The organism is Aerococcus sp. NPDC058936 (assembly GCF_042741995.1).
GTDB lineage: Bacteria > Bacillota > Bacilli > Lactobacillales > Aerococcaceae > Aerococcus.
In genome coordinates this window covers 36851-54820 of the sequence record NZ_JBHYKZ010000011.1, presented here as the reverse complement: position 1 = coordinate 54820, position 17970 = coordinate 36851, and the positions used below count along the sequence as shown (strand labels likewise).

Sequence of the window (17970 nt, the reverse complement as noted above, 5' to 3'; positions counted from 1 at the left end):
CCTAACCTCTAGTTTTTCCACCAGCCACATTAATTGTCACACCAGTAATATAACTTGATTTATCTGAAAATAGATATGCTACTAAATCTGCCACTTCTTCTAGTTTTCCACTTCTACCCAGTGGCGTAGTAGATGTACTAGAATAGCCATCTCTTAATTTTTCAACTGTGATGTTTCTAGTATAAGCTAATGATTCTTCATAAGCTAACGTTCTTAAACCTGTTTCTTCCATTATACCTGGCGCAATTCCGACAACACGTACACCGTGCTTACCTAATTCTTTTGCCCATGATCTTGTATAACTATAAACAGCTGCCTTAGTTCCTGCATATGGACTTTGTCCTTCCGAACCTTCTAAACCAGATTCTGAACCCATATTAATAATTACACCAGCATTTTTGTTTACAAGTACTCTTCCTACCGCTTGTGCAACCAAAAATACACCTTTCTGATTAATAGCTAACATCTTATCAAACGTTTTTTCATCTAATTCATATTTACCATGTGGATCTTTTGAGTCTACCAAAAGTCTCGGAATGTTTATACCAGCATTATTCACGACACCATCAATCGTCCCAAAAGTTGCCACCACTTCATTTACAGCGTTTTCTACAGCTAAAGCAGAAGTTACATCTGTTTGTACGAATAATAGGTTTTCATGTGTCAGTCCATTATCCGAAATATCAAGATTTGCCACCTTTACATTCAACGCTAGTAACCTTTCTACAATAGTCCGACCAATTCCTGAGGAACCACCCGTAACTACTAACACCTTACCTTCAATATTTAACCAATCAGCCATCTAATTGCCTCCTCATTTATTTGATAGCTTTAGTTTAGCAAGCCCTTACATTTTTATTAATACAGGCTTTTTTCAACCTTGGTTAAATTTGTTGTATTAATCCATTTTTCGATCACGTAGGATACAAGGTAAGAGAAGGAACCTTCTACAAAGTCAATCATTATCGCTGTTTTTCATTTTTTTACCTGTATAACTGCAAAACGATACTTAAGCGCTTACTTTATACTTTTTAAGTGGTATAATAAGTACAAAGGAGCGTGAGGAAAATGTATCAAGAATATTCACGTATATTAGCCCCAATTGATGGTTCGGACGAGTCTAGATTAGCGTTTAAAAAGGCTGTAGCTGTTGCTAAGCGTAATAATGCTACCCTAATTGTTGCCCATATTATTGACACCTCTGCCTTCCAAACAACAAATATATATAATGAGGTCATTCCTGAGGCAGTTACAACACGTGCTAAAGTCATGTTAACTGATTATGAGGAAGAAGCGCGTAAAGCAGGGATTGAACGAGTGGAAACTGTGATTGATTATGGTTCCGCCAAGTACCAAATTTGCCATACTTTAGCGCCTGAAAATAAAGCAGATTTAATTATGATTGGTGCGACTGGTTTAAATGCTGTTGAACGTTTATTTATCGGCTCTGTTTCTGAATATGTGATTCGTAATGCCCCATGTGATGTGTTAGTGGTTCGTACGAATTTAGACAATGAACAAATTGCTGACTAAATGCTCAGCAAAAGATTTACTCAAACAAAATAAACCGCCAACTAAGTGATGTCATGTCTCTAGGTTGGTGGTTATTTGGTTTGCTTAGTTTATTATAAATCTAAGATGGCTTGAATGGATAGTGCGACTCTTGGTACAAGTGAGGTCAAATCAGCTTCTTCCTCAAGGGTGTGGGCACCTGTCCCCACAATACCCAAGCCGTCAATAACGGGAATGTCTACAAGAGATGCTAGAGAGGCGTCGGATGCACCTTGGCTTTCGACCTTAGCTAGAGGACCGTAACCCATTTTGTCAGCCGTGGCTAAGTAATGGTCTGCTAATTGATCGACTTTATCGGTGTAAACCATGGCATCTACGCCAGATTCAATTTCAAATTTGGTCATTGTATCTGCTATATAGGGTTCAGCAATAACACGTTCGATGTCTGCGATAATTTCCTCTTTAATGGTCTGGTTTGGGAATCTCAGTGAGAAGTTTCCTTTGGCAGTACCTGGAATCGTATTGGCAGAAACGCCCCCATTGATAATGCCGCAATTGATCAATTTCTTGCGCGGGATATCGGTTAAGGCTTCTAGGGCAACGACTTTCTGAGCTAATTCCACAACCGCTGACCGGCCAATTTCAACTTCCATACCGGAATGACCTTGGACCCCTTCGACGGTTACGTTCATCATCATACCACCTTGACGGCCGACCACTATTTCTTCAAAGGTTGATGTGGGTTCAAAGTTCAGCATTAAGGCTGCGTCCTGTAATTCTCCAATCATTTCCTGGCGGGTATCTGAATACCGGTGGAGGGTTTCTTCATCCGGAATAAAAATTAGACTTAGGGGGTGTTTTTGATAGCCCATTTCAATCAGGTTTTTCACTACATAAATGGCGATGACGATGCCACCCTTCATGTCCATCAGGCCGGCACCCTTGGCGAATCCTGGTTTATCCGATAATATACGGAAGTGATGGTCTTTGGTTACACCGGCATTGAAGACAGTATCCATATGCCCAGATAAAACGATGGGTTTCTGGTTCTTGTTTTCAGCTGTTTTATATTCAGCAATCAACAAGTCCCCTGCTTGATCATGGGGAATGGTCCGCGTGGTCATGCCAATATCTTCACACCATTGGCTGATCATTGCCCCCACTTGATTAACACCAGAAATTTGATCAATGCCTGATTCTGTATTGACTAACTCTTCTAAAAAGGCGAACATGTCTTTTTCATGTCCTGCAATTAAATCCTTTAACGCTTCAATTTCCAATAAAACCCCTCCAAGAACCTTTATCCTATATTGCCCCTTGTCTTTATTTGCCTGACTTTATTCTCATAGCCTTATTTACTTACCCAGATCTGGTCCAAAAAATTGACTTTTGAACCTGCTGTAGCGACTTGGTCGCCTACAATTAACGGTCGTTTAATTAACATGCCTTGTTCAGACAGTAAGGCTAGAAAGGCTTCTTCTGACATATCGGTTAGTTTGTCTTTTAAGCCTAATTCACGGTATAAACCGCCCGATGTGTTCAAAATTTTTGTGTATTTACCGTCTACTTGGTCCAGTGCCCAAGAAATTTCTTCAGCCACGGGTGGTTGATCACGGATGTCGATAATTTCCCCAAAAGTTAACCCTTGGTCTTCCAAGTGTTTTTTCACCTTTTGTGTTGTGGAACATTGTTTTAAGCCATATATTTTTAGCACCTGACTTCATCCTTTCTCTTTCAAGTTTCTACCTACCATCTTAGCAAATTTTGTCCTTCATTAAAAGACGATTAAATCCCGTAAAAAATCATCACTTTTGGTAAACCTGAGTGATGTAAGAAAAAAACTAGCCCTTTGGAAAAGAACTAGTCTACTTAGCAGAAATTTGCTTTCAGTTTTAAATAGGGGCTGTCCTTATTTAAAATCCTTTTTTAGTCTTGGTAAAAGCTTTCGATTGAGGTGGTTGCTTCTTTAGTTAAGGCCAAATTTTGAACATGGGTGTCATAATTTTTCGTCATATAAGAAAAGAACAGCAGGTCAATGGCATAAAGCTGGGCTAACAAGGAAATGGTTGCCCCACTCCGTAACAAAGCCTCCTTGGTGTCCGCTGTATGTAAGGGAATATCGGCTAAATTGGCAAGCGTATTGGTACCTGCTTTAGTTAAGGAAACCGTTTTTAAACCCAGTTCTTTGGCCATCTTTATGACTCTGGTCCCTTCAGCTTTTTCACCTGAATTAGAAATTCCAATATATAGTGAGTCATTTGGGGCAATAGCCATGGCTGCGACTAGTTCGTGTTGGTCTTGCGTTACCATGACTTGCTTACCAATCCGGGTAAATTTTTGTCGGAAGTCTTGGGCTACAATATTTGATGCACCCAGTCCGTATAAAAAGACTACTGGACTAGCCATAATCCAGTCCGTCACTTGATCGATATCTTGGTTTAAGAGACTGACATTGGTATCGGCGAAGACTACACTGGCATTGGTTGCCAACTTTTCTTTGATGGTATCAAGACCTTCGTCTGCATCAATATCCGTATAGTTTAAATCGCCTCTTTGACTTGTTTGAGCAGATAAAGCGAGTTTTAACGCGGTAAAGCCACTGATCCCAATCGAATGACAAAAACGGATAACCCCCGCTGGACTTGACTTAGCCTCTTTTGCGAGCTCGGTCGCGTTCATCTGGATAACATCTTTTGGCCGCTCTAAAACAAGTTGACCAATTTTTTGTTCAGACTTGGGTAAGTCTTTCAGCATTTCATTGATTGTTTGAAGGACATTTCTTGCCATCTTGGCACCTCTCTAACGTTTATCATTTCACAAATTTAAAGGACTGTCAGCAAGGAGTTGACAGCCCTTTTCCAGTTATTCATATCTTACTATAAATTGTCTAATGCTTCCATGGTATTTGATGGCGATCCGGTAATTTCACTGGCTTCTTGGGCAGTATGGGGCACACCGAAGAAGTAAGTTAGGATGAAGCCACCAATATAAGCTGCGACAAGACCCATGACGTACGCTGGCCATTGTCCGTCAGCAATCAATGGAATTAAGGCGACACCTGATGGTCCAATGGCAGTAGCACCAACGCCACCGATTGCACCTAAGACTGCACCACCGATACCGCCTCCTAAGCAGGCTGTTACGAACGGTCGACCTAATGGTAAAGTTACGGCATAAATTAATGGTTCACCTATTCCTAGGATCCCTACAGGTAATGATCCTTTAATAATATTGGTTAATTGTTTATTTCGACGGCATTTCAACCATAAGGCAAAGGCGGCACCTACTTGACCGGCACCTGCCATAGCAAGGATTGGTAGTAGTACGGTTTTTCCTGTAGCCGCAATCATTTCAATATGAATTGGGGTAAGGATTTGATGCAATCCAAACATGACTAAAGGTAGGAAGGTTGCACCTAAGATAAAGCCAGCAAATGCACCTCCAACTTGTAATACCCAGTTAATTGTCCCTACAAGTGAAGTAGAGATAAACCCTGCGATTGGCATAATTAGGAAAATCGTCATCATCCCAACAACTAGTAGAGAAATAGTTGGCGTTACAATGATATCGATGGCATCTGGAATAAATTTACGTAAGCCCTTCTCAACCAGTGACAAGAGGTAAACGGCGATAATAACCCCGATGACTCCACCTTGACCGGCCGCTAAGTCCCCACCTGTAAAGATATTTGGTAGTGGCGCTTCAGGTAACATACCAGTTAAGTAAGTAACTCCTGCGACAACCCCACCGAGGCCTTCTGTTGCACCGAATACCCGGGCGGCGTTAATACCAATGTAGATGTTTAAGTAAGCAAATAAACCGTTTTGAAGGATTTTAAGGACAAGAAAAATGTTGTCCCACATACCCGGCTCCAAAGCACCCGCCGTCAGCATGTTTTGAATAATTGAGGCAATTCCCCCGATAATACCTGCCCCGACGAAGGCTGGAATTAAAGGCACAAAGATCGACGCAATGACTTTTAGTGCTTGTTTAAAAGGGGTATTATTCTTTTGTTTTTGTTTATTTTTATTTTCTGCAGTGATTCGTTCAGCTTCAGAACGCCCTGAAGTTAAATCTTGGTCAAGGTTTTCTTGAACTTGGCGTCCTTGTTGGACATGACCTTGGTCAGCCATAACAGTGGCTACCTTGGCTGCCGTCCCTGGACCTACAACCACTTGCAAGGTGTCTCCGTCTTCAACAACGCCCATGACGCCATCTACTTGTTTCAAGGCTTCCAAGTCCACTTTTTGGTCGTCTTTGATGTTGATCCGGACTCGAGTCATACAGTTGTAGACTTTGCTCGTGTTAGTTGGTCCGCCAATATGTTGGTAAATTGCTTGTGCTAAACGTGCTTCATTACTGATTTTAGCCATGATACCCATCCCCTTATCATTTGATTACTTTGTTAACAAAACCATTGGCTGCTGTAATTTTTTGGCTGGCTTCTGTCGCATCTAAATTAGTTAAAATCATCACGATGGCGACTTTGACATTTTGATTGGCAGCTTCAAAATAGCTTGCTGCATCTTCATAAGTACATTCAGTTGCTGCCATAATAATCCTTTTTGACCGTTCTTCTAACTTTTCATTGGTCGCTTGCACGTCCACCATCAAGTTTTGATAGACCTTACCGATACCAATCATCGATACCGTTGACAACATATTTAAAATCAACTTTTGTGCTGTCCCCGCTTTTAGTCTGGTTGATCCAGTTAAAACTTCTGGCCCACAATCTACTTCAATAGGGATTTGAGCAAAACGGCTAATTTTCGCTTGCTGATTGCAGGCAATAGAAACCGTTTTCGCGCCTATACTTTGGGCGTATTGCAAGCCACCAATGACATAAGGCGTCCGTCCAGAAGCAGCAATCCCAACTACTGTATCCTTGGCATTTAAGTTCAGCTTCTTGAAATCTTCTTCTGCCAAGGTCAGCGAATCTTCAGCGCCCTCAACCGCTTCAACCATGGCCTTGTCACCACCCGCAATCAAGCCGACCACTAAGTCTGGTGAGACCCCAAAAGTTGGGACACACTCAGCTGCATCCAAGACGCCTAGGCGACCAGACGTCCCAGCGCCAAAATAAATTAACCGGCCGCCAACTTTTAAAGACTGAATAATCATTTCAACCGCCGCTTCAATTTGTCCAAGCGCCTTCGCAATCGCTTCAGGCACCTGTTGGTCCTCCTTATTCATCAGCTCAAGTACTTGACCAACTGACATCTGGTCCAAATGCATCGTATTTGGATTCCGCTTCTCAGTCGTTAACTGATTAATTTCTACACTCATCTCTTTCTTCCTCCATTACTTATGCAATAATTTAAATGTTTGTCCTGGCCCAATGAATGCGATCAAGTCTCTATCAGCCTGAGTCACCCGTCCAACCACATTGACTTTCTCATCTTCTAATAAATCAACCTTACAAATTTGTACTTCACCCTGATAGCGTCCGTAGCCTTCATTATCGACAGTGATAGCGCCAAATTGTCGCGCACCAGTATTCACTGCTTTGACTGGATTATTTGACCTTAATTGTCGTCTTGATTCCTGGCTTCTAACAACTAAAGCTGCCGCATCTTGCCGATTAGTATGGTCGCCTAAAATCCATTCCACTTGTTCAGTAGCCGCGTCGCTTACACTTTCCACCCTTAAACAAATCCGTTTTTTTTCAATATATTCTTTAAATTGAAAAAGGGCTTCTCGTGAAATTGCTGGGTCACCGATATAGACATCGTCAATATACCCATTAGTGATTAAATCTAGGGTTCCCGCCAAAGGATGCAGGCTTCGGTGGGCTTCAACCGTCGGTAAACCAGCACGGATTGGCCCCCTCATTTTGTCATCACCAGGGACAAAAGCCATGGTCCGAAGACCCGTCGACCTTAGCCAACGGTTGTGGCGTTTAAACGTGCCCATGCCTAAGCCAGTTTCTGGGCGCGGATAGTAGTTATGCCAAGCGGTAATATGATTTAAATCCGCTTGATAATAGTGGAGTTGGTCTAAATCTTCTGCTGTCAGTGTGCTGGCATTTAATGCGATATGAATTTCACGACTTAAACCAGCCACCGTTTCAAAACCAATGCCATAATCAATCCGCAGACCTGTAATCCCTAGATCCATAATCGGCCTGATATCTTCAAATGACCCACCAATTTTATGGAGACTGGACCCTGAAATATCCACAACTAGCGACAAGTCATAAGCCTTCGCAATGGCGCCTAGGTCCCGCATCCGATCTAGATAGGCAGTGTGATCATCTTCTGGAATATGGATTGATGTAAAAATACCAGTAAAACCAGCAGCAACCATGCGGTCGATGTAATCACGGTCAATTGCCTCATTTAAATATACGGAAAAACCATACATATAGTCACCTCATTTAGTCTTTGCCTTGCGTTCTTTTCTGAAAACGTTTAACTTAAAATTTATTATAGCATGTTGAAATATTTTTTCAATAAATTATCATCTATCCTGAAAAAATGGATATAAATGAAATTAAATTACATCATTCGATAAAAAAGACCCAAGCTGCCTAATTAGAGACAACTTGAGTCTTTTGGAAAATGTTTGATTATTCGTTAATGTTACCTAAACGTACAGTATCGCGAACGATTACTAACTCTTCGTCCGTTGGAATCGTGTAGATAGCAACTTTCGAATCTTCGCTAGAAATTTTTGCTTCATCACGTGTATCGTTTGCTGCGGCATCGATCTTCATACCGAAGAATGCCATATGGTCATCAATGATTTCTGCACGTGTACGGCCAGAGTTTTCACCAATACCTGCTGTAAATACAACGGCATCAACGCCACCCATTACAGCGATGTATTGACCAATGTATTTACGTACGCGGTCGTAGAAGATTTCTAAGGTAGTTTGTGAACGTTGGTCACCATTATCAGCTGCATCTTCAACATCTCGCATATCAGATGACACACCTGATAAACCTAATAAACCAGATTTATTATTCAAAATAGAGACCATGTCATCGATATCAGTAATATTCAATTTCTTCATTAAAAATTGAACTAAAGATGTATCAATATCACCTGAACGTGTACCCATTGTAATACCTGCTAATGGTGTGAAGCCCATAGAAGTATCAACAGATTTACCACCCTCTACAGCAGTAATAGAACCCCCGTTACCTAAATGACAAGTAATAATTTTTAAATCTTCAATAGGTTTACCCATTAGTTCAGCTGCCCGATTGGCTACATATCTGTGTGAAGTGCCATGTGCACCATAACGACGAGCACCAAATTCTTCATAGTACTCTAATGGAATAGAATATAAATATGCTACTTCAGGCATTGTTGAGTGGAATGATGTATCAAAAATGCCGACAGCAGGTTTTCCAGGCAATACTTTTTGGAAAGCGCGAATAGCTCGAGCTTCTGGTCCATTATGTAGAGGTGCAAATTCTGCTAACTCCTCAATTTTTTGAATCGCCTCATCATCTAATAACGTAGACTCTTTAAATATTTCTCCACCAGCTACCACACGGTGACCAGTACCAGATATTTCATCATAACTAGTAATAATGTTTAAAGTGCTTAATTGGTTTAATAAGAATTCAATAGCTACTTCATGGTTATCTATATCTTTAACATCCTCAAATTTTTGGCCTTCACCATACTTAATAGAAATGTTAGAGTTACCGATTCCAATACGGTCGATTTGACCTGAAGCTACAACCTCTTCACTAGGCACTTCGTAAATTTTAAATTTTAAACTAGAAGAACCTGCGTTTACAGCAATTACTTTAGACATGCTTTCTCTCCTTTAATCTTAAATCAATATTATTTTATATCCTTCATTATAACATGACATGTTTCGTTATGGTAAAGACATTTGGATTCTATTCTCTGGGAAATGCATTTTTTGCAAAGTAGCTATTTCAAAGCCTACTTCATTTTCTCAAGAAAGTTTTCAAAAGCCCCCAAAAACTTAGGCAGATCTTCCTGACTCTTCAAGTCCGGAATTTCACCGACAAGTACATTCTCACTTTGTTTAGCCTTGTCGCCCGCTTTTTGCACTAATAAAATAGCTTTTCTAGATTTTTCATTATTGAAAAGATTGCTTGGTAGTGACAATAAAGCTTGGAAATAACCATGCTCACCAATGGCTTCAATTAAGGTCTTTATATTTTCATCTTGGATAAGGCCAGCAGGCACAATATAAATACCCCAACCATTCGGTTTCAAGTAACGTAACCCTTGTTCTACCATCAAATAATGAACAAAAGCATGTTGACCTTCTGCACGATTTTTAGCCGAAGAATAGGTGTCTGCTACTTCATCTACTGGATAATAGCCTAAGGGTAAATCACCTACAATTAGATCACTTGGTGGGACAATCAGATTTTGTAATGAATCTCCTAAATATAAATTAGCTGGGATATCTTGTAGACGGGTGGAAACATCCGCGATTGACAACATTAAGTCATCGTTATCATAGCCAAATCCTTGAATTTTATAACCAGAAGCCTTCAAAGCATTATAAATAATGGCGTACAAGTTTCCAGTCCCCATTGTCGAATCAAAGAAGGTGATTTCCGTATGATCTGCTTTATCAGCTAGATGCCCATGGTCTAACAGTTTAGTAGCAAAGTACCCTATTAAAACCGCGATAGCTTCAGGTGTCATATGATAATTAGCTTGTAATTGATCAGCTTTTTCCCCTTCAATAAAGGCAAATTGAACCGCCTTACGAATATCTTCAGCTTCGTATTCTTGTAGATTGATATTACTATAAATCTCTTTCAATTGCTCAGCCACTTCATCACTTGGTCGCTGGTCGATTTGTTGCACTTCACCATCAGCAAGATTTTGCAAAGTTTCAAATAAAGCTTCTAGATAAGAAAACTCCAGCGCTTCCTGAATCAAAATCGTTGAGTCATGCAATACACCAAATAATTGGTTGATATTTTCTACTGACATAGTACTTCCTCTCTCTCATTATGCTACTACATACCTATTTTCAACGAAGAATAGCTTCCTGTCAATCATTGCGACTAAAACACACGAGAAGCCATCACGGATACATCCATCTTGTCTTTATGCCAAAATAGCAACAATAACCTAAGCTGTTCTAAACAGATTAGGGGATTTTTCCAGGCAAAAGAAAAGCGCCTGAACCTTAAGTTCAAGCGCTTTATTCATATCAGATTATTCAGCAGCTACTGGATAAACTGATACTGTCGAAAGCTTTAACTAGGCATCGCTATAAGTAGAAAATGCATAAAATCAACTTTTTAATTTTATCACAGGTCACCACAGATAGAAAAAAGAAAAATATTGCCCCTTTTTTGCCCCTTGTTTTATAGGGGCTTTTTCTATATTAATGTAGATATTTCCTGTTCAAACTCACTAACAACATCCCTGCTGCCTTTGGTCATCTCAAATACATATCTATACCCGTCAATTACCACGATTGCATAAGTCACGTATTTATCATCTATTAATCTAAATAGACTGAACACAGGACTACCCTTATAAATGGTTAACTTAGCATAATCAAGATTTGGCATGTAACCTTTACTTTTAAGCCAATCAGGTATGCTGAATGTATTACTTACTTTATTTTTTGATATTAATTTCATATTATCACCGAATACATTATAACAGGAAACGCAAAAAAAGCCCCTACCTCCGATTAAGGAAGTAAGGGCTTTTAACGTGCTAAGTGGGAGGGAAGCACATAAATAATATGAGTTATTTTAATGGAAAATTTGCCACCACCGTTTAGGGTGAGGGGTAACTATTGAATAAATTATATTAATTCTGCATTAACGAAGTAATTACTTGAATCAGTTGTGGTATAGCTCCAATGATGGCCACGACAATTGATGCGATAATACCAATGCTCCATCTTACATTGCTGCTTTTTAGCTCCTTAATATCATCTTCTATATTACCTAATCTATCATCTAGCTTTTTATCAATTCTATTTAATAGCAACTCTTGTTGTTCCTGGAAACGTCGTTCTGAGCGCTCTTCACGTTCCCGCATATCATCTTTTATTTCTTTCATAAAAGTGTCTGGTTGCATATCAAAATTCATCTCCTTATCCTTACTTTCAATTGAGATACCTTCATCAGGAATTTGCAGAGATTTCTGCTTTAAATAATGTATATTTCCGCTATTCATGAATCCATCCCCCTTGATTTTCAAAAGGAATTACAGACTCAAACAATTGATTTTCGACAAGTCTGTTCATATAAAAAATAGCTGCTTCTCTATTATCTTGAAAATCATCATTACCAACATAAAAACCTAGTTTAACTACATATGATGTGGGTGTATCAAAATTAAAAATATCTATATCATACTCAGTATTAATGCCGTAGATATTTCTTTCAACGTCCTCAACATCTTCATTAGAATAAACAAGAATGTTAACTAACCTTTGTTCATTTGAAGTATTCTTAAAGAGTCCGACTATAAAATATACTGAATCAAAAACAAGTTGATCAAAAACATCATGAGAGCTAGAACTAAAAAAGTTGTGCATTGGAATAATGCCAAAATTCACATTAACACTTCTTATATTATTGATGTCAAAAGTAAAATTATCATTTTGATTGTTCGCATATATACTAGATTTTGTAATTGCAAATTTAAATTTTTGTTTCAAACTTACCACTCCTAAAAGTTAATAGAAATGGTATAATATAAGTGCTAAGAATATTATACCGGTAGCCCATTTTATTGGGCTATTTTTATTTTACCAGATATTTTTACTTTCTTAGCAACAAAAAAGAGGTAGCAGACAATTAAGCCCACTACCCTTTTGAAAGTTGCAATTATTTAATTGTTCCCCATTTTGGACCGTATTTTGACCCGCCATAGTATTCGCGAATAGGAATATAGCCTTGGCCACCTTTAGCCCGTGTATATTGCAACCACACGTAGCCATTGCCTTTATGCACTGTATGGTAAGTTACATTCTCACCGCTGTAATATTTGGTAATGATTTTACCTTTCGTAGAAGGTTGATCTCTAACAATAATAGTCTCGTTAGGATAGAATACACCTTTTTCACTGTATTTCTTAACGATACCATTTGCTGATGTTTTCGCTTTAGCAGCAGACGTCGCTACAGGTTTAACTGTTGTGTTACCAGCGTTGTAGTAATCTACCACCATTTTTTTAAACTTAGCCCATGTAATGCCATACCAACCATCCATAATTTGAGACGGACAGTGTTTACCTGACCAGTCATAATGACGTACAACATCTTTAACTGGATCTAAACCGTTGTCACGAACAACAATAGCAACTGTTTCCGCTAAGTTGTGAATCATCTTAACATAGTCACCATCAACGTTGATGCATCCCTCGATACCGATTGAATGTTTATTACCATCTCCAGATCCGTCACCAGCGTGATAACACTGCCATGAGTACTCAAATGATTGGATTGATTCTTTATCGTCCGTTTGAATGTGCCAGCTAGCCGGATAGATAGTTTTTTGCAGTTTCGCATGCATTTTAGCATTCGCACCTTTTCCACGATTCCCTGTTAAATGGACGGTTACTTTACGTTTTTGGTTTTCATTCCCAAAACCGTTCGTTCCAGCTACTGTTGGCGCTAGGTCTTTTTTAATTGTTAAAGCCATTATTTTTGGTCCCCTTTCTCGTCAGTACCCTTGCCATCTTTAATAATTCCGTCCTCTTGTGCTTCGATTTCTTTAATTAAATCTTCAACTGTTTTAATTTCTTCTGCCATCTTATTTTTCCTCCTTTTTCTCATCTACTACAATTTTTGCTTTAGTTAAATCAATCTCATTGGTTTCGCGGTTAAGCTTGTCAAAGTATTTAGAAACAGTGTTTGGCAATGGCAAGCCTAATTGCCCCCAATTTTCTACTACTGAAATTCCATACTGCGCTATGAAAAATAAGATAAATGATTGTGCCACTGGTTCAAGTTGTAAATATTTTAAAAATGGTGTAACGCATAGAACTAATAAAACCACTAGCAGATGTTTAATTACACCCAATAAACCTTTAGTACTATTTGCCTCCTTGTTAATAAATCCTTTAGCAATACCTGTCACAAGGTCTAGCAAAACCAAAAATAAAAACACCCAATAAACCAGAGTACTGCCTACGTTTCTGTATTCAATCAATAATGTTTCGAGTTCAATCACTCTAAATAACATTTCCATCTTCCACTTCCTTTCTAAATTTGAGCAACAAAAAAACCACCAGGTTAGTGGTGGTTTAAATTATTTATAATCTTTTTTCTAATTCTGAAATTGCTGAATCAATCTCATTAATTATGATTTCAGGACTACTTTCCTCAATATAGTTAAATAAATCATTAATGAACTCATCAAGATACTCCCAAAAGTTAAAATCTTTATTAGGAATCATAAAATCCTTATTAAGGTTTTCTATGCAATATATTTCTAAAGACTTCGCCTTGGAATAAGCGTTCATTCGATCGCTATGTATCACTTCCTCTTGTGTTAGTTCGCTTTTGATAGATTTGAGTCTAGCTATTACTTCTGTTATAAATTTATAATAATTATTATAATTTGTTTCTTCAGCAATTTTATTTGCCCTTTCACTCAACTCGTTTGCTACTTTACTATTATCATTTGCTATCTTACTTAAAGTATTAGCTTTAAAAGCATAAAGTGCAGATAATGATGCAATTATAATCGTGAAAACATTAAACCAATTTTCTACAAACCATTGCCATTTTTCCAATATATAGACCTCCCAAACTTTTACTATAATATAGCATATCGTTTGGGTGTCTGACAGAATGATTAAGGTACCTCGTGACCGTTGCTTTTATTCATTTCTCACGCTCCTTTCAAATAAATTAAAAGCGCCCAACTTAATGAGCGCTAGTTTGTTTATTATCCAACTGATCCGTTAAGTGACACGTTGACCGCATTAGCTACGGACTGTTTGATATACACAATATCGCCAGCTTGAAGGACGATATTGAACGGAATCACTTCATTGGCGCCTGCTGAAATTGCTTTTTCATACAAAATATCAGCACCGTTAAGCGTAATGGTGACTTTAGAATCTTCTGAACCAGTGTTTGTGAAAGTTCCGTCAATCAGTACTCCTGTTGAATTTTGTACAGCAAAAGCTTGCAATTTGTCTGTTTGAGGTGTGTCAAAGTAAAACCGTTTAGCTGATTGATTGTAAAAAGTTGTCATAATATATAAATCTCCTTTTTTTCTTTACCTGTATCGTTGAATTTTTGTCATCTTTCCTAACAATAATGTTATTAGAATTTAGTATTAAATTATACGCTTTTTTTGCATTTATCACGCCCTTTCATTACATAATAAAAAGGCAGCCAATTGCTCGACTACCTTTACTAAATTCATACTATACTTTAAATTATTGTTCTATTTAAAGTGAAACTCCTGTATTATTTTTTTCAATTATCTTTCCAAAAAAATCACGATTTATGGATAAGATGTTTTCTGAGTTGCTAAACGTATTATTGAGCAATATTAACTCGAAGCTAGATAAAGCTTGACCATCACCGATATTAATTGCATACAAACTTTGTTCATATGCTATTTGGTCAGAGTAACAATTAACAAGTGTCAGTCGTCTAGTTGCCTCGTTGATTCGACTTCCTCCTACGATCCTTGCGGGAATAGTCTTACCTCTGAATTTACAATCACTAAATAAGTAATCAGATGTTACGTTTATATTAGCTGGTCTTTCCAGAGACACTACTATGTTATTGCCTGACGCACCAAATCGGTCTAAATCAAATATGCAATTATAAAATTCATAGGTGTGATTTCGTCTTTGGTAAACCACATCAAACATTAATCCTGAGTCGTATTTTGGATTGCCTGTAAATGTACAATTTGTAAAAACTACTTTTTTTGATTCCATCAGCTGGAATAGAGATTGCGAGGCATACCCAGCAAACACAAGGTGTTCTGAATTCCACTTGAGTTCACAGTTTTTAAATTCTTGAACGGTGTTTTGCATAGTGTCATTTTTAAAATTACAATTGGTAAATGTACAGTTGTTAAATATAATATTTGCTTCCATTTTTAAGTTTATATTTTCAAATGTACAATTATTAAATATATATTTAGTATCACTTTTTTCGATAGAACCTTCATAGGCAGCATGTTCATCTCCGATTGATAACATGTCCCCTGTTCTTCTATTGTAAAAGTAACAATTATCAAAAGTATTTTTTCCTGTGGAATTTAAAGGTCTTATATAACCCGAGATGGAATTATTTACAAACTCACAATTGGTAAATTTTCTACGGGTATTTTTAAAAAATTCTTCCGGTCTTATAATGGACCCTGATATAATACGTCCCATATTATATATTTTTGAGTTTGTTACTTCTATTTCTATAATTCTATTTGCGTTATTTATAAAGCTTCCGCCCGTATTTCCATCTTCGGTCTTATCTCCAAACACACTATCATTAACTCTGATGGAATCTACTGGCGATATGTGTTCCACTGACCCTTCTGGTGCCCAATCCATTGCCATTTTTGATACAAAAATTCCTACGTCTACTATCGCCTTTATATTTTCTAATGTCACATTTTTAATCGGACCACCAATTTCTCCCCACTCATTCGTAGCGTCTAACAATTTACCATTTGGATAGTTTAGATTTAAGTCATTGAATTTTATTTCATCACCAGAAACGTCAATAAATGATGTTGGTTTATTACTAGAATAGGATGTTTTTTCAAAGGTTACATTCGTACATCTAATGAATTTCCCCCACGAAACGTTATTCGCTTCATCATCTATCGCACTATTTATAATTCTTACGCCATCTGTTTCTCCAATTTGGATAACCTCATTAGTTGTATCACTACTTTTTAGCTCAAAATCAATCAAACCAACATTTTTAGATTGAAATATTTTTATGTGCCCAAAATTCAAGGCTTCTGACAACGACATATAATACGGATATCCAGATATTGGATTTGACCCTTGTGAACCTTTAAAAATAGGTCTCTCAATATCAAAATTTAAACATCTTTCAAATTCAACAGTGGCAGATTTTAAACTTGCATTTCCATGATCGATACGAGTGTTTGATGATACGCTAATCGCTGTGTCACTTACTAAACCTTTTACGTAAAAGTTTTCACAATTCACAAACTTAATACCTACAGGGTTCAACGTATTACCACCTTCAACCACAGGTAAAGGGGTACCTAAATCCAGAAGAGTTGCACCATTAAAGTCAACAGTAAAATTCTTCTTGTTTTCAATGATAATTTTCTTGCTAAAAGAATATGTTTTTGTTTTGTCAAACTTTAATGTATTACCGCTAATTTCGTTAAAAGCATTTTGAATTGATTCGCTTTCGTCTCCATCGCCAACAGCTCCAAATGATTCAGGATGCAACATAGTATTATCCAACCTAGCCCCTAAAGTGTCCTTACCACCCCTCGCCGCAATAATCTCCGGTGCGCTAATCACATCTTTATCTGTCATTTCTCGCTGAACGGAATTGAATTGTGTTTCGACAGTATTTTGTCGGGCTTTAGTTTCATTTGAAATATCAACTGCCTCAGTAGCAATTAAACCCGACACTTCAGCGTTTCTCGCTTGTGCTTCACGAACTTGCTGACCATATGATTTGCCACGAACATTATCCGCATGTTTGCGGATAAGCGCTGGCACTTTCGTTTGGTCGTATTCAATTGGTCCTAAACCACTTGTATCTCTGTTTGTATTAATATTGCTCCAATCCAATTGTTATCAACTCCTTTATTTTTATGAATAGAAAAAAAGACCACAATTAATGTGATCTGTTTGCTTGATTTATTTGATATATTCCCTTTTTGTGATACTAAAAAAGCCAGCTTTTAAAGTGGCTTATGAATAATTTGTTATTTTATATGTAATTGTTAAAAATATGCATTAATTTTAACGATCTATTATTTATATTTGAATCATTTTTATTTTCATTTAACCATTCAGCGGTACCGCTTAGAATTTCTTCGCAAAAAGTATCTACCTGTAATTGCAATTTATTAGTTTGTCTATTACCAATTCTACTTGAATAATAATTACGATGTATATTAATATTGTTAATTTTATCCGGTTTAGTAAATATAAAGTTATTTATCGTCTCCTGCTTATCCTGTTCACTAATATCACTTTGGCCTTGATGCAAAAATGCACATCTTAAAGCATAAAAGTCTTTAGCGGACAAAAAAACGTGTATTTCGTGATCTGCTCCTACTTCATGTTGATAAAATTCTTCTAAATACTTTTCAAACCATAATATATAACGGCTACCTGTGTATTTATCTGGAAATTCTAATTTTGAACAGATATCCGGCAATATAAAGGCTACTGATAATGCAGCGTAATAATTTTCTGTTTGCAAACTAAGCTTCACTGAATCTACAAATGGTTTAAGCTTTTCCTCTACAGTTGTATTCATATATACCTCCATTTTCCAATTAGAGT

Annotated in this window: 19 protein-coding genes; 1 reads left to right on the top strand and 18 read right to left on the bottom strand. The window is 37.6% G+C overall.

The genetic code is table 11. The features are described from left to right. Window position 1 precedes the first annotated feature (1 nt). Window positions 2–802, bottom strand: a complete 801-nt coding sequence (locus tag ACFW0C_RS09045) for an SDR family oxidoreductase (protein ID WP_149256529.1) — start codon at window positions 800–802, stop codon at window positions 2–4. A gap of 266 nt (window positions 803–1068) precedes the next feature. Between ACFW0C_RS09045 and ACFW0C_RS09040 the strand changes: the two genes are divergently transcribed. Then, window positions 1069–1533, top strand: a complete 465-nt coding sequence (locus ACFW0C_RS09040; RefSeq protein WP_378106891.1) for a universal stress protein — start codon at window positions 1069–1071, stop codon at window positions 1531–1533. 92 nt (window positions 1534–1625) lie between these two features. Here ACFW0C_RS09040 and ACFW0C_RS09035 read toward each other — a convergent pair whose 3' ends face one another. The 17 genes from ACFW0C_RS09035 to ACFW0C_RS08955 form a co-directional block, all read right to left on the bottom strand. Continuing rightward, a complete protein-coding gene (locus tag ACFW0C_RS09035) occupies window positions 1626–2792 on the bottom strand; it encodes a M20/M25/M40 family metallo-hydrolase (RefSeq protein WP_378106890.1) in 1167 nt (388 codons plus the stop codon). Window positions 2793–2863: 71 nt separating this feature from the next. Continuing rightward, entirely contained in the window at window positions 2864–3226 is a 363-nt protein-coding gene (locus ACFW0C_RS09030) for a Spx/MgsR family RNA polymerase-binding regulatory protein (RefSeq protein WP_378106889.1), read from the bottom strand. Between the two features lie 212 nt (window positions 3227–3438). After that, window positions 3439–4299, bottom strand: a complete 861-nt coding sequence (locus tag ACFW0C_RS09025) for a MurR/RpiR family transcriptional regulator (RefSeq protein ID WP_378106888.1) — start codon at window positions 4297–4299, stop codon at window positions 3439–3441. A gap of 89 nt (window positions 4300–4388) precedes the next feature. After that, window positions 4389–5885 carry a PTS transporter subunit EIIC gene (locus tag ACFW0C_RS09020; protein ID WP_378106887.1) on the bottom strand — a complete coding sequence of 499 codons (1497 nt, stop codon included), beginning with the start codon at window positions 5883–5885 and terminating at the stop codon, window positions 4389–4391. Between the two features lie 16 nt (window positions 5886–5901). Beyond that, window positions 5902–6798, bottom strand: a complete 897-nt coding sequence (gene murQ, locus ACFW0C_RS09015) for an N-acetylmuramic acid 6-phosphate etherase (protein WP_378106886.1) — start codon at window positions 6796–6798, stop codon at window positions 5902–5904. A 15-nt stretch (window positions 6799–6813) separates the two neighbouring features. Continuing rightward, window positions 6814–7875 carry a DUF871 domain-containing protein gene (locus ACFW0C_RS09010; protein WP_378106885.1) on the bottom strand — a complete coding sequence of 354 codons (1062 nt, stop codon included), beginning with the start codon at window positions 7873–7875 and terminating at the stop codon, window positions 6814–6816. 205 nt (window positions 7876–8080) lie between these two features. Further along, window positions 8081–9283, bottom strand: a complete 1203-nt coding sequence (locus ACFW0C_RS09005; RefSeq protein WP_378106884.1) for an acetate/propionate family kinase — start codon at window positions 9281–9283, stop codon at window positions 8081–8083. A 134-nt stretch (window positions 9284–9417) separates the two neighbouring features. After that, window positions 9418–10452: a class I SAM-dependent methyltransferase gene (locus ACFW0C_RS09000; RefSeq protein ID WP_378106883.1), complete on the bottom strand. Its 1035-nt coding sequence runs from the start codon at window positions 10450–10452 to the stop codon at window positions 9418–9420. Window positions 10453–10847: 395 nt separating this feature from the next. Then, entirely contained in the window at window positions 10848–11114 is a 267-nt protein-coding gene (locus ACFW0C_RS08995; protein ID WP_378106882.1) for a hypothetical protein, read from the bottom strand. A gap of 175 nt (window positions 11115–11289) precedes the next feature. Beyond that, on the bottom strand, window positions 11290–11661 hold the full coding sequence (locus ACFW0C_RS08990; protein ID WP_378106881.1) for a hypothetical protein: 372 nt from the start codon (window positions 11659–11661) through the stop codon (window positions 11290–11292). Then, a complete protein-coding gene (locus ACFW0C_RS08985; protein ID WP_378106880.1) occupies window positions 11654–12148 on the bottom strand; it encodes a hypothetical protein in 495 nt (164 codons plus the stop codon). Before ACFW0C_RS08985 ends, ACFW0C_RS08990 begins: the two co-directional genes overlap by 8 nt. Before the next feature lie 169 nt (window positions 12149–12317). Further along, window positions 12318–13133 (bottom strand): N-acetylmuramoyl-L-alanine amidase, encoded by an 816-nt coding sequence (locus ACFW0C_RS08980; protein ID WP_378106879.1) that lies wholly within the window; start codon window positions 13131–13133, stop codon window positions 12318–12320. 111 nt (window positions 13134–13244) lie between these two features. Continuing rightward, on the bottom strand, window positions 13245–13682 hold the full coding sequence (locus tag ACFW0C_RS08975) for a phage holin family protein (protein ID WP_259799923.1): 438 nt from the start codon (window positions 13680–13682) through the stop codon (window positions 13245–13247). A gap of 64 nt (window positions 13683–13746) precedes the next feature. After that, window positions 13747–14229 carry a hypothetical protein gene (locus tag ACFW0C_RS08970; protein WP_378106878.1) on the bottom strand — a complete coding sequence of 161 codons (483 nt, stop codon included), beginning with the start codon at window positions 14227–14229 and terminating at the stop codon, window positions 13747–13749. A 155-nt stretch (window positions 14230–14384) separates the two neighbouring features. After that, on the bottom strand, window positions 14385–14696 hold the full coding sequence (locus ACFW0C_RS08965) for a hypothetical protein (RefSeq protein ID WP_059134484.1): 312 nt from the start codon (window positions 14694–14696) through the stop codon (window positions 14385–14387). 199 nt (window positions 14697–14895) lie between these two features. Then, window positions 14896–17247, bottom strand: coding sequence for a hypothetical protein (locus ACFW0C_RS08960; RefSeq protein WP_378106877.1), 2352 nt, complete (start codon window positions 17245–17247; stop codon window positions 14896–14898). A gap of 142 nt (window positions 17248–17389) precedes the next feature. Continuing rightward, entirely contained in the window at window positions 17390–17944 is a 555-nt protein-coding gene (locus ACFW0C_RS08955) for a hypothetical protein (protein ID WP_378106876.1), read from the bottom strand. Window positions 17945–17970 lie beyond the last annotated feature (26 nt).

What these genes read in the sequence shown, in the direction of transcription:
- ACFW0C_RS09045 (WP_149256529.1), bottom strand. Translation starts at nt 802, where the DNA reads ATGGCTGATTGGTTAAATATTGAAGGTAAGGTGTTAGTAGTTACGGGT.
- ACFW0C_RS09040 (WP_378106891.1), top strand. Translation starts at nt 1,069, where the DNA reads ATGTATCAAGAATATTCACGTATATTAGCCCCAATTGATGGTTCGGAC.
- ACFW0C_RS09025 (WP_378106888.1), bottom strand. Translation starts at nt 4,299, where the DNA reads ATGGCAAGAAATGTCCTTCAAACAATCAATGAAATGCTGAAAGACTTA.
- ACFW0C_RS09020 (WP_378106887.1), bottom strand. Translation starts at nt 5,885, where the DNA reads ATGGCTAAAATCAGTAATGAAGCACGTTTAGCACAAGCAATTTACCAA.
- murQ (WP_378106886.1), bottom strand. Translation starts at nt 6,798, where the DNA reads ATGAGTGTAGAAATTAATCAGTTAACGACTGAGAAGCGGAATCCAAAT.
- ACFW0C_RS09010 (WP_378106885.1), bottom strand. Translation starts at nt 7,875, where the DNA reads ATGTATGGTTTTTCCGTATATTTAAATGAGGCAATTGACCGTGATTAC.
- ACFW0C_RS09005 (WP_378106884.1), bottom strand. Translation starts at nt 9,283, where the DNA reads ATGTCTAAAGTAATTGCTGTAAACGCAGGTTCTTCTAGTTTAAAATTT.
- ACFW0C_RS09000 (WP_378106883.1), bottom strand. Translation starts at nt 10,452, where the DNA reads ATGTCAGTAGAAAATATCAACCAATTATTTGGTGTATTGCATGACTCA.
- ACFW0C_RS08995 (WP_378106882.1), bottom strand. Translation starts at nt 11,114, where the DNA reads ATGAAATTAATATCAAAAAATAAAGTAAGTAATACATTCAGCATACCT.
- ACFW0C_RS08990 (WP_378106881.1), bottom strand. Translation starts at nt 11,661, where the DNA reads ATGAATAGCGGAAATATACATTATTTAAAGCAGAAATCTCTGCAAATT.
- ACFW0C_RS08980 (WP_378106879.1), bottom strand. Translation starts at nt 13,133, where the DNA reads ATGGCTTTAACAATTAAAAAAGACCTAGCGCCAACAGTAGCTGGAACG.
- ACFW0C_RS08975 (WP_259799923.1), bottom strand. Translation starts at nt 13,682, where the DNA reads ATGGAAATGTTATTTAGAGTGATTGAACTCGAAACATTATTGATTGAA.
- ACFW0C_RS08965 (WP_059134484.1), bottom strand. Translation starts at nt 14,696, where the DNA reads ATGACAACTTTTTACAATCAATCAGCTAAACGGTTTTACTTTGACACA.
- ACFW0C_RS08955 (WP_378106876.1), bottom strand. Translation starts at nt 17,944, where the DNA reads ATGAATACAACTGTAGAGGAAAAGCTTAAACCATTTGTAGATTCAGTG.